This window comes from Micromonospora sp. CPCC 205739 (assembly GCF_036906795.1).
Classification (GTDB): domain Bacteria; phylum Actinomycetota; class Actinomycetes; order Mycobacteriales; family Micromonosporaceae; genus Micromonospora.
The window spans coordinates 89,452-104,519 of record NZ_JBAKHS010000006.1 but is presented as its reverse complement, the minus strand read 5'-3'; the positions used below and the strand labels follow the sequence as shown (position 1 = coordinate 104,519).

12 protein-coding genes are annotated in these 15,068 nt (G+C 74.4%); 5 read left to right on the top strand and 7 right to left on the bottom strand.

The window, feature by feature from the left end:
* Nucleotides 1-33: 33 nt before the first annotated feature.
* The 6 genes from V6U88_RS12115 to eccCa form a co-directional block, all read right to left on the bottom strand.
* Nucleotides 34-1,365 (bottom strand): WXG100 family type VII secretion target, encoded by a 1,332-nt coding sequence (locus V6U88_RS12115; protein ID WP_334452497.1) that lies wholly within the window; start codon nucleotides 1,363-1,365, stop codon nucleotides 34-36.
* 16 nt (nucleotides 1,366-1,381) lie between these two features.
* Complete coding sequence (locus V6U88_RS12110; RefSeq protein WP_334452495.1) at nucleotides 1,382-1,939, bottom strand: hypothetical protein; 558 nt, start codon at nucleotides 1,937-1,939, stop codon at nucleotides 1,382-1,384.
* A gap of 33 nt (nucleotides 1,940-1,972) precedes the next feature.
* On the bottom strand, nucleotides 1,973-3,394 hold the full coding sequence (locus tag V6U88_RS12105) for a S8 family serine peptidase (protein WP_334452494.1): 1,422 nt from the start codon (nucleotides 3,392-3,394) through the stop codon (nucleotides 1,973-1,975).
* 126 nt (nucleotides 3,395-3,520) lie between these two features.
* Complete coding sequence (locus V6U88_RS12100) at nucleotides 3,521-3,799, bottom strand: WXG100 family type VII secretion target (protein WP_334452493.1); 279 nt, start codon at nucleotides 3,797-3,799, stop codon at nucleotides 3,521-3,523.
* Between the two features lie 28 nt (nucleotides 3,800-3,827).
* The gene (locus V6U88_RS12095) at nucleotides 3,828-4,136 is read right to left on the bottom strand and encodes a WXG100 family type VII secretion target (RefSeq protein WP_088977186.1); all 309 of its coding nucleotides are present in this window, start codon (nucleotides 4,134-4,136) and stop codon (nucleotides 3,828-3,830) included.
* A gap of 256 nt (nucleotides 4,137-4,392) precedes the next feature.
* Complete coding sequence (eccCa, locus tag V6U88_RS12090; RefSeq protein ID WP_334452491.1) at nucleotides 4,393-8,355, bottom strand: type VII secretion protein EccCa; 3,963 nt, start codon at nucleotides 8,353-8,355, stop codon at nucleotides 4,393-4,395.
* A gap of 169 nt (nucleotides 8,356-8,524) precedes the next feature.
* On the opposite strand from eccCa, the gene eccD reads away from it, so the two are divergent.
* The gene (gene eccD / locus V6U88_RS12085; RefSeq protein WP_334452490.1) at nucleotides 8,525-9,922 is read left to right on the top strand and encodes a type VII secretion integral membrane protein EccD; all 1,398 of its coding nucleotides are present in this window, start codon (nucleotides 8,525-8,527) and stop codon (nucleotides 9,920-9,922) included.
* Here eccD and V6U88_RS12080 read toward each other — a convergent pair.
* A complete protein-coding gene (locus V6U88_RS12080) occupies nucleotides 9,906-11,087 on the bottom strand; it encodes a type VII secretion protein EccE (RefSeq protein WP_334452488.1) in 1,182 nt (393 codons plus the stop codon). The genes eccD and V6U88_RS12080 overlap by 17 nt on opposite strands.
* Before the next feature lie 163 nt (nucleotides 11,088-11,250).
* Here V6U88_RS12080 and eccB point away from each other — a divergent pair, with 163 nt between their 5' ends.
* From eccB to V6U88_RS12060, 4 genes are all read left to right on the top strand, one after another.
* Nucleotides 11,251-12,723, top strand: coding sequence for a type VII secretion protein EccB (eccB, locus tag V6U88_RS12075; RefSeq protein ID WP_334452487.1), 1,473 nt, complete (start codon nucleotides 11,251-11,253; stop codon nucleotides 12,721-12,723).
* Nucleotides 12,724-12,821: 98 nt separating this feature from the next.
* Entirely contained in the window at nucleotides 12,822-13,190 is a 369-nt protein-coding gene (locus V6U88_RS12070; protein WP_334452485.1) for a hypothetical protein, read from the top strand.
* Nucleotides 13,183-14,469, top strand: a complete 1,287-nt coding sequence (locus tag V6U88_RS12065; protein WP_334452484.1) for a WXG100 family type VII secretion target — start codon at nucleotides 13,183-13,185, stop codon at nucleotides 14,467-14,469. The genes V6U88_RS12070 and V6U88_RS12065 overlap by 8 nt, the downstream gene beginning before the upstream one ends.
* A gap of 229 nt (nucleotides 14,470-14,698) precedes the next feature.
* Complete coding sequence (locus V6U88_RS12060; RefSeq protein ID WP_334452482.1) at nucleotides 14,699-15,046, top strand: hypothetical protein; 348 nt, start codon at nucleotides 14,699-14,701, stop codon at nucleotides 15,044-15,046.
* Nucleotides 15,047-15,068 lie beyond the last annotated feature (22 nt).

Genomic DNA, 15,068 nt, shown 5'->3' with positions numbered 1-15,068 from the left:
ACATGGTCGTGGACGGCGCTCCGTTTACGCAGCTCAGCGCAGGATGCCGGGTGCGGCGTCGCCGTCCGCGCCCCAGACGTCCTCGTCCTCCTCCAGCCAGGTGTTGCGGGGAGCCTCCTCCTCGCCGTAGCCGGCGCCGTGCCCCCCGCCCATCCCCGCCAGGCCGCCCTTGACGCCGGCGCCGCCCCGCACGCCACCCGCCGCGGCCTTGCCGGTGCCGGCACCGCCGCGACCGGCCGCACCGCCCATGCCGCCGGCCATTCCGCCCATGCCGCCCACGCCGCCGCCGAGTCGGCCCGCGCCGCGACCCGCGCCGCCCCGACCGGCGCCCGCGCCCGCCGCGCCGCCCATCATCCCGGGCATGCCGGTGCTGACCGCCTTGCCGAGGGAGCCGCCGCCGGGGATCATGCCGCCGGCACCGCCGAGACCGGCGCCGCCGCCGGCACCGCCGCCGGAACCGAGACCGGTGGTGCTCGGCAGGCCACCGCCGCCGAGGCCCGAGCCGGGCAGGGTGCCGACCCCGCCCCCGGCCCCGGCCAGCCCGCTGCCGTACTCGTCGCCGAGGCTGCCGGTGCCGCCTCCGCCGTAGCCGCCGCCGCCGGGGTAACCGCCGGTGCCGGAGGAGAGATCCGGGTGGGTGCCGGTACCGACGCCCGGGCCGCCCGAGCCGATGCTCGGCGGCGAGCCGACGCCGCCCATCGAGGGGCTACCGCCGACGCCGCCGGTGGAGGGCGCGCCGCCGATGTCCGGCACGCCGCCACCGCCGCCACCGCCGCCCCCGCCGAGGTCCGGCTTCTCGAAGCCGTCGTGAACCGTAGGCGGGGCGGTGCTGGTCGGCGCGTCGAGGCCGCCGTCGATCGCCAGGTACTGGCCGCTGACCTGCTGGTAGACCTTGGTGGCGTCGCCGGTCTTGTCGTTGAACCAGTCGACCATCGAGCTGATCGGGTCGGCCAGGCCGAGGAAGTCCGGCTTGACCTTCATCTCGAAGAACCCGGCACTGATCGTGATCCGGGCGTTGCGGGCCTCCAGGACGTCGTTGACGCAGCTCGCCGGGATCGGGAACTCGGCCTGCGCGGCGCTGAGCTTGTCCGCCGCGTCCTTCAACGAGTGCACGATGCCGGCCCGGCTCTCGGCGTCGGCGACCACCTCGCCGGTGCTCTTCGCGATCCCCTCGATGTGCGTCTTGAACGCCTCGTACGCCGGACCCTTCCAGGTCTCGCCGAGGTCCTTGACGTTGGTCTCGAGGTTCTGCTTGACCGTGTTCAGGTTCTTCAGCAGCTGCTCCCAGCCGAAGGCGGCGCTGGTGACGTCACCGGGCCTGCCGTCGATGACGATCTGCTGGCACATCTCTTCCCAACTCGGCATCTGCCGCCTCCCCGACTCAGTTCTTCCCGGCGCGGCTGGACGCGCTGTTGAAGGCGTTCTCCATCTGGTTGGCGTTCATCCGGTTGCGCTCCTCGGCCGTGTCGTAGTTCTCCTTGACCGTCCGGAGGGCGTTGGCGGCCTTCCAGAGCTCACGGGCGAGCTCCCGCAACCGGGTCTGGGTGCTGTCGTACAGGCCGGCGTGCTTCTGGGCGAGGGCGGTGGCCCGCTCGAAGCCGCCGAGCGGGCTCTTCTCACCGCCGGCCCCGGGCGCCGCCGCGGAGGCGTTGCGCATCCACTTCCGGATGTCCTCTTCCATCTTGTACGACTGCTGGTTGAGGAACTCGGCGTGGTCGTCCAGCCACTTGATCGCCTTGTCGAGGCTGGTGGCGTCCCACTCGGTCTCGGCGCCCGCCCCGCCGGGGGCGGGGGTGAGGCTCGTCGGCCGGTGCGCCTTGTTGACGTTGTCCAGCGAAACGCCGTCGTAGTAGACGAACGGCGTGATGGTGGGTGCCACCGGGACGTTCGGCGTGTCGATCTCGACCCTGTCCGACTGCTGCGTCCTGTCGTCCGTCATCGGTTCCTCCCCGTCGCCGACAGACTTCCTGGCTTACTGATGGTGGGCGCCGGAGCCCGGCGGGGCCGGCGGCGGTGGGGGCGTCGCCCCCGGGTGCGGCCAGGGGGCACCCTGGGGTGCCGCACCGGGCGGGCCGTAGGCGCCCGGCGGCGGCAGCTGACCGGGTACGCCGTGCGGGGCCGCGGGCGGGTAGGGGCCACGGGCACCCGGTACGGTGCCCGGCGGCACGGCGTGACCGGCGGAGACCGGGTAACCGGGCGGCGGCGGGAAGCCGGGACCGGCGGCCGGCGCGGCCGGCCGCCGGCGGGACCGACGCACCAGCACGATCACCAGGATCGCCACCGCGATCGGCACCAGCAGGCAGAGCGCGCCCTGGATCAGGGCCCCGGTGCCGTTCTTCACGCCGAACGCGACGGTCGGGCCGTCGTCCTTCGACCGCTGCGGCAGGGGTTGCGCCTGCGCCTGCCCGTCACCAGCGGCGGGCGCGCCGGTCAGCAGCGGGTTGCTCGACACGTTCGGCACCGAACGGGTCAGCGCGGCCATCGGGTCCAGCGCCCCGAACCCGTACTCGTCGTCACGGCCGGCGGCGCCACGGTCCTGGGCGGTACGGATGAGCCGGTTCACCACGTTGGCCGCGTCCAGGTCCGGGTACTTCGCCCGGACCAACGCCGCCACCCCGGAGACGATGGCCGCCGACTCGCTGGTGCCACTGCTGACGCCGTAGCCGTTGTCGGACACCGAGGTGGGCAGCGGAGAGATGATCTTCTCCATCGGCGCGGCCAGCACCGCCTCCGGGCCCCGCACGCTGCCACTGAAGAACGAGCCGTCCTTGCCCAGGCCGGTCACCCCGATCACTCCGGGAACGTCCGCCGGCGAGGCGAAGTCCACGTAGCCCTGCTTGGTGTTGCCGGCTGACGCGACGACCACGACGTTCTTGTCGAGGGCGTAGCGGACGGCCGCCACCTCGTCCGGGGTCGCGGCCTCCTTGACGCCCATCGAGATGTTGAGCACGTCGGCGCCGTTGTCGGCCGCCCAGCGGATGCCCTTCGCCAGGTCGCCGGTGTCGAGCCGGCTACCTATCGAGACGGGCAGGATCTTGGCCTCGGGGGCGATGCCGAGCTCGCGCATGTCACCGCCGCCGCGCCCGGCGATGATGCCCGCCATGGCCGTGCCGTGCGCGATCTTGTCGTCGGTGCCCCAGCCCTTCGCGGACGCGTCGGCGCCGGTGGCGTAGCCGGGGAGCACCTGGCCGCGCAGGTCGGGGACCTCGGGCTCGACGCCGGTGTCGAGGACGGCGACGACGACACCGCGGCCCTTGGTGATCTGGTGGGCCTGGGGGATCTTCAGCGCGTCGAGGTACCACTGGAGGCCGCGTACCGTGTCGGCGGCACGGGCCGGCGCCGGCGTCACCAGCGGCACCGTGCCGGCGGCGACCGCCAGGGCCAACGTGGCCACGGTGGACCTCAGTACCGGCCGGAGACTCTTCCGCGTACGCATGACACTCCCAGGACCTCGACGGCTCGCAACGCACTGCGGCTCCGGTCCGGTCTAACCGGACCGGAGCCGCGACGGCTGATTATCTCAGCCCCACACCTTGGCGTTGCTCATCTCGGTGGAGACGTAGTTCTCGCGCGCCACGCCGACCGCACCGCCGATCTCGTTCAGGATGCGGTTGATGTCGCGGACAGCGGTGTCCCACTGCGCCTGGTGCTGCTCGTAGGCGGCCCGGTCCTCGCCGTCCCACTGGAGCTTCGACAGCATCGACCGGAGCGTGTCCAGCTTCTCGTCGATGGTCCGCGAGATGGACTGCATCTGCTGGTTGGCGCTCTCGAGGACTGCGTAGTCGACCTTGATGCTCATGGTTTCCTCCCCTGCTCTTCTCGGCGGATCACGGGTTGAGAGCAGAGTGGAACTTGTCCAGCATCTGCTGCTGCTCTTCGTCGTTGACCTGGTGCGTCGTACCCGACTTGTCGAGCAGGTCGGCGATGTTGTCCATCGCCGTCAGCAGCTTGACCGTGTCCTCGTTCCAGCGCGTCATCAGCGACTGGAAGCCCGTGGACGCCTGTCCCTTCCAGGCGATGGCCAGGTCGTCGACCACGTTCCACAGCTTCTTCAGCTCGCCGTCGACCTCGCTGCGCGTGGACCGCACGTCACTCGCGGCGGTATGCAGAGTCGCTGCTTCGACCTCGAACGCCATGCTTCACACCCTTCCGTCATGTTGTGGCGGCGGTAACTGCCGCGCCCTCCCCCGCGGCAAGGCCAACACCCCACCGACGGACACTCCGTAAGAGACGGTAGCCCACCGTGTCCAGCGCGCGCAGCCCTGCCCGAGCGGGGACCGGCGCACACCTGGACCCATTGCGGACGGACCCGTCGCCGGGCGTCGACCCCTTACCTCACATCGACGCACTTCGGTGCCGAGTGGGGTGACCGGATCGAGGCCGGTCACCGCGTCACACCGGCTCGACCCAGGCGGTCTGGATCAGCTGCTGACCGTCGCGGCGCCGGACCAGGGTGCCCCGGCCGGGCGGCTGCGGGCTGGGACGCAGGGTGCCGAAGACCGCCCCCTCCTCGCGGTTGCCGGACATCAGCAGGCCGGGCGAGTCCAGCTCGCGCAGGCGTTGCAGGACCGGCTCGTAGAGGGCGCGGGCGATGCCGCCGACCCGGCGGGTGACGATCAGGTGCAGGCCGATGTCGCGGGCCTGCGGCAACAATTCGTGCAGCGCGCTGAGCGGGTTGCTGCCGCCCGAGGCGACCAGGTCGTAGTCGTCGACCAGGATGTAGAGGTCCGGCCCCTTCCACCAGCTGCGGTCACGCAGCTGCGCGGTGGTCACGTCGGGCCCGGGCAGCCGGTTCTGCAGGGCGCTGCGGATCGACCCGAGGCCCTGGCTGAACACCTGGTTCGACGGCGCGTAGTCGAGCAGGTGGTCGCCCTCGACGGCGCCGAGCAGGCCCCGCCGGTAGTCGGCGATCACGATCCGCGCCTGGGCCGGGGTGTACCGCTCGGTGATGCCCCGGGCGATGAGCCGCAGCACGTTGGTCTTGCCGCACTCCGCGTCGCCGAAGACCGTGAGGTGCGGCTCGTTCGCCAGGTCGAGGTGGACCGGCGCGAGCGCCGCCTCGTTGACGCCGATCGGCAGGCCGGGCGCGGAGCGGTCCGCCACCCGGACCAGCTCGTCGAAGGGCAGCTTGCGGGGCAGCAGCCGCACCTTGGGCGCGGGCGAGCCCGGCCAGGCGTCGGCGACGTGCCGGGCCAGCTTCGCCGACGCCTCGGTCAGGTCGTCGATGTCACGCCGGTTGTCGATCCGGGAGACCGCGGTGAGGAAGTGCAGCTTGTCCCGGGTCAGGCCGCGACCCGGCGCGCCGGTCGGCACGTTCGCCGCGGCCCGCCGGTCGATCTCCGACTCGTTCGCGTCGCCCAGGCGCAGCTCCAGCTTGGTGCCGAGCAGGTCCCGCATGTTGATCCGGACCTCCGCCCAGCGCACCGCGGTCAGCACCACGTGCACCCCGAAGCCCAGGCCGCGGTTGGCCAGGTTGGTGATGGTCTGCTCCAGCTCCTCGTACTCCTGGCGCAGCGTGTTCCAGCCGTCCACCACGAGGAAGACGTCGCCGAACGGGTCGTCGGCGAACTCGCCGGCCGCCCGGCGCCGCCGGTAGCTGGCCACCGAGTCGATGCCGTGCTGGGCGAAGCGGGTCTCCCGGTCGTCCAGGACCGCCACCACCTCGGCCACCGTGCGGCGTACCGCCTCGGTGTCCCGGCGGCCGGCCACCCCGGCCACGTGCGGCAGCCCGTCCAGGCTGCGCAGCGCCCCACCGCCGAAGTCGAGGCAGAAGAACTGCGCCTCGCGCGGGGTGTGGGTCAGCGCCAGCGAGGCGATCATCGAGCGGAGCAGGGTGCTCTTGCCGCTGAGCGAGGCGCCCACGATGACCACGTTGCCGCCCGCACCGGCCAGCTCCACCATCATCGGATCGCGCCGCTGCTCGTACGGGCGGTCGACCACGCCGACCGGCACGGTGAGCTGCCCCCGGCCCGGCCAGGTCGCGGTGCAGAGCCCGAAGGTCGAGTGGACGGCCAGCGGCGGCAGCAGCTCGGAGAGGCTCGGCGGATCGGCCAGCGGGGGCAGCCACACCTGGTGAGCCGGGGTGCCCCGGCCCTTGAGCCGCTCGATGAGCACGTCCAGCATCGCCACGGCCTTGCCGTCGGCCGGCTTCTCCTCGGCCGGGGCCACCTCGACCGGTGCCTGCGGGACCTGCACCGGCACGAAGTTCACCCCGTACGGCACGATCCGCCGCTGCACCAGGGCCCGCGACGACCGCTGGCCCTCTCCCGGAGCCCGGTACGGCCCGGAGACGTACGCCGCGCGGAACCGCAGCATGGTGCTGGTGTCGGTCTTCAGGTAGCCGTGGCCGGGCGCGTTCGGCAGCTCGTACGCGTCGGGCACGCCGAGCACGATCCGGCTCTCCACCGCCGAGAAGGTCCGCAGACCGATCCGGTACGACAGGTGGGTGTCGAGCCCGCGCAGCTTCCCCTCCTCCAACCGCTGGCTGGCCAGCAGCAGGTGCACGCCGAGCGACCGGCCCAGCCGGCCGATCATCACGAAGAGGTCGATGAAGTCCGGCTTGGCGGCGAGCAGCTCGCTGAACTCGTCGCAGATGATCAGCAGGCTCGGCATCGGCGCGAGCGGCTCACCGGCGGCCCGGGCCTTCTCGTAGTCGAACCGGGAGACGTAGTTGCCGGCGGCCCGCAGCACCTCCTGCCGGCGGGTCATCTCGCCGGCGAGCGCGTCGCGCATCCGGTCGACCAGCGGCAGCTCGTCGGCCAGGTTGGTGATCACGGCGCTGGTGTGCGGCAACGCCTCCAGCGAGGCGAACGTCGCGCCGCCCTTGAAGTCGACCAGGACGAAGTTGAGCTCCTCGGACGAGTGGGTCACCGCCAGCGCGCCGACGATCGTGCGCAGCAGCTCGCTCTTGCCGGAGCCGGTCGCGCCGATCACCAGGCCGTGCGGGCCCATGCCCTCGTGCGCGGATTCCTTGAAGTCCAGCTCGACGACGTTGCCGTCCGGGCCCACGCCGAGCGGGATGCGCAGCCGGTCCCGGTGGCTGCGCGGTCGCCAGGTCTGCTGCACGTCCACCGCCGCCGCGTCGCCGACGCCGAGCAGGTCGGGCAGCTCCATGCTGCGGGCCAGCGGCTCGTCGGAGGTGGTCGGCTGCTGGGAGAGCCGGTAGGGCGCGATCTGCCGGGCCAGCCCCTCGGCGGCCTCGGCGCTGAGCCGGTCCGGCGTGCCGAGCCGGGAGCTGGAGGCGCCCCGGACCAGCTCCAGCGAGCTGCCGTCGCCGGCGTCCAGGCAGAGCAGCCAGCGGCCGGCGTCGCGCGGGATGGTGCCGGAGAGGTCGATGGTGGTGGCGCCGAGCAGACCCGGCCCCATCAGCTGGGCGGTCGCCGACACCTCACCGCCGTCGATCACCACCACCACGTGCGGGGCGGTGGTCAGCGGCTTGGCCTCCGGGGCGAAGCGGGGCCGTCCGGCCAGTTCGGCGGCGAGCGACTCCTCGGCCTCGGCCAGGCTGGCGAAGACCAGCCGGCGCGCGCCGGCGGCATCGGTCCGCGCGCTGTGGTGCGCGTGCGGCAGCCACTTGGCCCAGTCCCACACCTGCTGGCGGTCGGGCGCGGCGACCACCGCGAGGATCAGGTCGTCGGGGGCGTGGAAGGTGGCGAGCTGGGCGAGCGCGGCCCGGGTCAGGTCCAGCACCGGCTCCCGGTCGCCGCGCAGCACGATCCGGCTGAACGCCCGCAGGGAGAGCGCGGTGGGCAGCTCGGGCACGCTGGAGTGGGCCCGGACGAACCGGCGCAACGCGATCGCGCTCATCGGTTCCAGGTCCTCCACCGGCTTGGTCTCCGGCGGGACGATCTCCACGGCGAGGCGCTGCGGCCCGGTGGCGATCCGGGCCTCACCGAAGTCGTCCTCGGTGATCCGCCGCTCCCACATCCGCCGGGACGCGGCGATCGACCAGAGCGCGTCCGGCTCCGGGTGCCGCCAGGTCATCGCCGCCCGCTGCTGCTCGGCGGCGCGCCGGGTGCGCTTGCGCATCTGGGCCAGGTAGCGCATGTAGTCGCGCCGCTCGGCGTTCAGCTCGGCCTTGTCGTTGCCGCCGTTGCCGAGCGTGCCGAGCGCCATGCCCAACATGGACACACCGAACAGGCCACCGGCGACGTACGTCATCATGCCGCCGCCCCGGCCGGCGTAGAGGAAGGCCATCGCGCCGACGCCACAGACCATCGGCAGGATCATCAACAGCTGACCCATGCCGCGGGGCGTCTGTTCGGGCAGCTCCGGAGGGGACTCCAGCAACACCTCGCCGCGCGGCAGCGCGGGACCCGGTTGACGCGGAAGCCGGCGGAACACCACCGTGCTCACGGCTGTCTCCTCCCCAGAAGCGGCCCTGATGCGGTTTCGCGACCGACCTGAGTCGTCGGGTGGGCATCGTACGTGCCCGCCATCGTAGGTAATCTCCCGTGGGCATCGTGGACCCGCGGGGGCGAGGCCGCCGGCCGAGGTGGATCTGACAGAACACGAGGAGGCCACAGTGGCGACGAAGTCGGCGACCGGCGGGTTGAGCCGGATCACCATCGTGGCGCCCCGGACCAGGATGGACCTGGCGCTCCCCTCCGACGTGCCACTGGCCGACCTGCTGCCCACCCTGCTCCGGTACGCCGGCGAGGACCTCGCCGACGAGGGCGTACGGCACGGTGGGTGGAGCCTGGCCCGGCTCGGCGGCCAGCCGCTCGACGGTGGCCGCACCGCCGCGCAGCTCGGCGTCCGCGACGGCGAGGTGCTCTACTTCAACCCGCGCGCGGCGGCGGCCCCGGAGATCGTCTTCGACGACGTGGTGGACGCGGTGGCGACGGCGACCAACCAGCGCCCCGGCACCTGGCAGGTCGGCACCACCCGGTCGTTCTCGGTGCTGCTGGCCGCGGTGACGCTGAGCGTCGGGGCGGCCGTCACGCTGCTCGCCGGCCCGCCGCAGCTGCCCGGCGCGGTGGCCGCCCTGCTGATGGCGGTCCTGCTGGTGGTGGGCGCGGCGGTGCTGTCCCGCGCGGCCGGCGACAGCCGGACCGGCGCGATGCTCGCCATGGCCGGCCTCGGGTACGCCGCCGTCGGCGGCCTGCTGGTGCTGGGCGGTGACCGGACGCTGACCGAGCTGGCCGGCCCGCACCTGCTGCTGGCCGGTACCGCCGTGGTGCTCTTCGGCGCGGTCGCCGCGCTGGCGGTCGGTGACCGGATGCCGCTGTTCTTCGGCGCCCTCGCGGTCGGCGGGGCGCTGGGCATGGGCGCGCTGCTCTCGCTGGCCTTCGGCATCGGGGCGGCGGCTGCCGCCGCGATCGTCGCGACTGTCGCGTTCGCGACCCTGCCGGCCCTGCCGATGGCCGCCTACCGGCTCGCCCGGCTGCCCGTGCCGTCCATCCCCACCGGCCCGGACGACCTGAAGACCGACACCGAGACCGTCGACGGCCGCCGGGTGCTGCGGCTCAGCGAGCGCGCCGACGCGTTCCTCACCGGTCTGCTGTGGACGGTGTCGCTGGTGGTGCTGGGCAGCCAGGTGGTGCTCGCGGTCAACGGCCGGCTGCCGGCGGTGCTGCTCTGCCTGGTGCTGGCACTGCTGTCGCTGCTGCGGGCCCGGCCGTTCATCGGGCGCGCCCAGCGCACCCCGGTGCTCTTCGCCGGCACCGCGGGCCTGGCGCTGACCGCGGCGGCCACCTTCGCCGGCGGCTCGCTGGCGACGCGGCTCGGGCTGGTCCTCGGCGGCCTGCTGCTGACCGCGGTGATCAGCCTGATCTACGGCCTGAGCGTGGCGGGCAAGCGGATCTCGCCGGTCTGGGGCCGGACCCTGGACATCGTCGAGATCCTGCTGATCGTCTCGCTGGTGCCGCTGGCGTTCTGGGTGTGCGGGCTCTACGGCTGGATCGTCAATCTCCGACCCTGATCGTGCCGGCCGCGGTGGCGACCGGCGTGGTGGCGTAGACCCCGGGCCCGTGCTGGCCGTCCAACGGCCGGGCCGGGACGCCGCACCGGCGGGCCATGTCGCGGACCACCTTGACCAGGGCCTCGACGTGGCCGTCCATGGCGGCGACGCGCAGCAGCGGCGGCACCGGTCGCCCGCCCGGCACCACCACCGTCGCCACCGTGTGCGACGGGGCGGAGGTCGAGGTGATCGCGTCCACCAGGGTGCCCAGCGACGCCCCGGGCCGCTTGCGCAGGGTCAGGCAGAGCTGGGTCCAGCCGCCGCCGCGTAGCCCCGTCCAGGTCTCCACGGGAGCGGCGGGAGCGAGGTCGAGGCCGGCCGCCGAGACCACCGCGGCGCGCAGTTCGTCGCGGCCCAGCACCCGGTGGCTCAGCCCGGCCGCGTTCAACGCCTTGCCCAGCCGTCCCACGCCGGTCGCGACCGTGCGGTGCACACCGCGCATGCCGCCGCCCCGGGTCACCGCCTCGGTACGGGCGTCCGGCACCGACAGGCGCAGCGCGACCCAGACCGTCCGGTGGGCGGCCGGCGGCGCGCCCGGCGCCGGGTACCAGACCAGGGTGTGCGACACGACCTGGGTGAGGGTGACCGGGCCGGCGAAGTCCGCCAGCACCTCGAGGGCGCGGTCCACCACGGCCGCCTCGATCGAACCCGCCGCCGCCCCGGGCCGCCCGGTCAGCGCCACCGCGGCGAACCAGCCGCGCCCGTCCTGACCGATGCCGAGCCGAGTACCGCGCTCGGTGAGTTCGATCACATTCAATTCCGGGGTGAGCGCCGCCAGCCGCGGGTCGACCACGGCACCCCGGGCGACGGCCGCCCGGGCCTCCTCGCGGCGGCGACCCAGCCGGCGGCGCAGCAGCAGGTCCTCGTACCACCAGCGGCCACCGCGCCGGGCGAAGGCCGCCGCCGTGGTCAGCGCGGCCAGGCCGCCGACCACGCCGACCAGCCAGCCCGGCCCACCGAGCGCGGCCCAGGCGGCGAGCGCGCAGAGCTCCAGCACGACGAGCTGACCGACGGCGACCGGACCGACCCGACCGCGTCCACTCCGGTCGGCCGGCACCACCGGCCGGTCGTCCGGGACGGCCGGAGCGGCGGGGGTACGACCGGGCGGCGCCTGGAGCTGCGTCATCGGCGAGCGTCCCTTCTGGACATCATCGGCATCCGGCGGGGCGGTGCGGTGCCGGAGGGCGGGCGGGGGTCGGCGATGGCCCGTCCACGGCCCTTATCGTAGGGAAGCCCGCGGCGGAGTTCGGACCTGATCGTCGCGGACCCACCCCCGCCGGAGGTCAACCATGCGGACCCGCCGCGATCAGGTGCAGGCGTACCGCTTCGTCACCCGCCGCATCGTCTCCGCGCTGCTCTCCGGCGATCCCGAGACCACCAACCTGCCGATGCGCCGCCTCGGCATGGCCGTGATCGGCAGCGTGCTCACCGCCGCCATCGTGCTCGGCGGGGCCGGGGCGTACGGGCAGTTCACCGGGAACACCGCCCCGCTGGAGGCGAACACGCTGGTCATCGAGCGGGAGACCGGGGCGACGTACGTCTTCGCCGACGGGGTGCTGCATCCGACGTTGAACTACGCCTCCGCCCGGCTGATCCTCGATGAGGCCGACCCGCCGACCCGGACGATGTCCCGCGCGTCGATCGCCGACCGGCCCCGGGGTCGTACCGTCGGCATCGTCGGCGCCCCGGACGCGCTGCCGGACCGCAAGTCGCTGGTCGGGCTCCCCTGGTCGGTCTGCGACGTGCCGGACCCGGGCGACTCCCGGCGGTCGACCACGCGGGTGGTGATCAACCGGCCGCTGCCCGGCGGGACGCCGCTGGCCGACCGGGCGGTGCTGGTCCGCAACGACGGGCAGCGCTTCCTGCTCACCGGGGGCTCCCGGCTCCAGATCGTCGGCGGGGACCCGGCGCTGGCCGCGCTGCGGATGGCCAACGCCACCGTCCTCGACGTCGGCGCGCAGCTGCTCAACGCGGTGCCGGCCGGGCCGATGCTGCGGGAGCTGGGCATCGACGGCGACGGCACGCCGAGCAGCCGGTCGGTCGCTGGCCGCCCGGCCCGCATCGGCCAGGTGTTCCGGGCCGCCGGCGAGCACTACGTGCTGACCCGCGACGGCCTGGTCTCGATCGGCGAGGTGAGCGCCCTGCTGTTGCAGAGCGACGGCGGTCAGGTCACCGACATCAGCCCGGACCAGGTGGGCGAGCTGGCCGGCCGGCGGCTGGAGCCCGAGGGCATGCCGCAGACGCTGCCCGCGCTGCACCAGGTCCGCCCGGGGCAGACGGTGGTCTGCGCGAGCTACCGGCCGGGGCCGGCCGGCGGCCCGCCGACCACCACGTTGGAGGTCTTCGACCGGACGCCGGCCGAGCTGGCCGGCGCCGCCGGTGCGACCGGGGTGCGGCAGGGGGCGCGCGACGCCGTCGAGACCGCCGAGGAGGTGCTGCTGCCCGGCGGCAAGGGGGTGCTGGTCCAGGCCGCCCCGGGCGCCGGGGAGGGCACCGAGGCGGCGGCCGGCGCCACGGTCTACCTGATCAGCTCGCAGGGGGTGCGGTACCCGCTGGGCAAGCGCTCCGGCGACGCGGTCGCCGCGCTCGGCTACGGCGGGGTGAAGCCGCTGGTCGTACCGGCGTCCCTGCTCTCGCTGATCCCGACCGGCCCGACGCTGGAGCGGCGCGACGCGCTGGCCTACTTCGCCCCCGGCGACGGCCCGGGCACCCCGTCACCGGCGGCGCGGGCGGCCACGGAGGCGCCGGCGCAGGGCGGCTGAGGGGTGCCGACGGCGGTTTCACGGGTCGCCCGGGCTGGCGCCGGTCGACTAGCCTGAGCGTGGCCGACGTATCGACTATGGACAACGGGGATGCTGCGATGACCGGGCGTACGACAGTCGACGTTCTGTCCTTGGAGGACTTTCACCAGCGATTGGCGGAACGGCTGACCCAGGCCGAGGCGGCGCTGAAGAAGCTCAACACCGAGCTCCAGTGCACCCCGCCCGCGCTCGGCACGTTCACCGATGCCAGCAGCAACGCCCGACGCTACAGCGAGATCCAGGCGAGCTACGCCGAGCGGGTCGCCCGGCTGCGCCGCGCGGTCGAGGCGTCCCGGACGGCCACGCAGACGATCATGACGAACTACCGCACCACCGAGGCGCGCAACGCGGCGAGCGCCGCCGACATCGAGGCCGCGCTCAACGGGGTGGACGAGGCGCTCAAGGAGCGGGGGGACCGTCGTGTCTGAGTACACCCAGCGTTACCAGCATGTCAGCCACCGCGAGCTCTACGACGCGGTGCGCGCCGGCGACCCGCAGCAGATCGACAACCTGGCCAGCCAGTGGAGTTCCCTGCGGGACACGCTCGACAACCTCTCCCGGGACCTCGGCACCGATCTGGACAAGCTGGCCCCGGCCTGGACGGGCGACGCCGCGCGGGAGTTCCACGACCGGCTCTCCCTGGTCGTGCGCTACTCGTCCGAACTCGCCGAGGGCACGGCGGACGTGCGGCAGGCGCTGTCCCTGATGGCCGGTCAGCTGCGCACCGCGCAGGGCAAGGCGGAGAGCCCGGAGGCCACCGACGACCACGACAAGGCGGTGGACGGGGCGACCAAGGGTCTGGTCCTCGGCGTGCCGGGGATGATCGTCGGCGGCATCCTGGGTCACCAGCAGGACAAGGCCGAGCAGGAGAAGGCCCACCAGCGGATGGTGCAGGTGGTGGCCGACCTGGCCGCGGGCTACGAGGTCGCCTCGTACGGCCGGGTCGTCGACCCGCCGGCCCCGCCGCCGCGGCTGCCCGGCGACGCCGACGGCACCGGCGCCACGACCACGGCCGGCCCGTCGGTGGGCAGCCCGGCCTCCGGGCCCGGCACCGGCGTCGGCGGTCCGGGTGGCGGCGCCACGGTCGCCACCTCCAGCAGCCCGGCGCACGGTCCGACGACCGGTTCCGGCGGCACCGGCACCGGCATCGGGGGCGACGGCACGGGTACGACGACCACGCCGGTCACCGGCGCTGGCCTCGTCGGCACCGGCACCTCGCTCGCCGGTGCCGACCCGCTCACCGGCGGCGCACTGCCCGGGGGCGCGGGCCTGGCCGGCGCGGGGGCCGCGACGGGCGGCGCCTCGGGCACCGGCTCGGGCATGGCGTTCGGCGCCGCCGCCGGCATGGCGGCCGGCGGGGTGCTCGGCACCGGCGCGCTGGCCTCCTCGGGCCGGGCGTCCGCCGCGACGCCGGTCCGGCCGGGCACCGGCGTCACCGGCATGGAGAACCGCTCCGCCGCCGGCACCGGCCGGCTGGCCTCGGGTCAGGTGGGCAGCGCCAACGGCGGCGGCCGGCCGGGCACGGGCGGAGCGCCCGCCAACCGGGCGGCCATGGCGGGCGGCGCCGGCCGCAACGGCGTGATCGGCGGGCGCGGGCAGCACGGCGAGGACGAGAGCGACGAGCGGCTGACCTGGCTCACCGAGGACGAGATGGTGTGGCACGACGGCGGCGACACCGCCCCGCCGGTGCTCGGCGGCGATCGCTGACCTGACGACGCGAGGACGGCCCACCCGGGAGACTCCGGGTGGGCCTTCCTCGCGTTCGGGACCGCCCAGCATCGGTGGCTCGGGCGGCGGCGTCGTTCTCGTCGATGCATCCGGCGGCCGCGTGCCGCATCGACGGAACTGCGTCCTATGGGGAGCGAGTGGCCCGGGTCACGTCCGCCGACGCCGTCGGTCCGCTGCAGGCTCCGGCGGGTGGCGATAGGTTGGAGTCGTGCTGCCCGTAGCGTCCACCCGCCCCTTCCGGCTGGCGACGCTGCGCGATCTGACCCGGCTGGCGCTGACCGCCCTGGTGCTCGCGGTCGGTCTCGGCGGCCTGTTCGCCCCGACGGCCGCTCCGGCCACCGCCGCGCCGACCCGGCCCGCCGTGACCGTCGCCCGGGTGGCCGAGCCCCCGGCCACCACCCGGCCGACCGACGAGCAGCGCACCGACTCCCCTGCCCGGCCGATCCCGGCCCGGCGTGACGCCGTCACCGACGGGCCACTCGCCGCGTCCGCGCCGACGGCGACGACGGACCCGGTCCGGGAGGCCACCGGCCGGCGCGGCCCGCCCCGGCGCTGAGCCACGCGGTGCCCACCCGGGC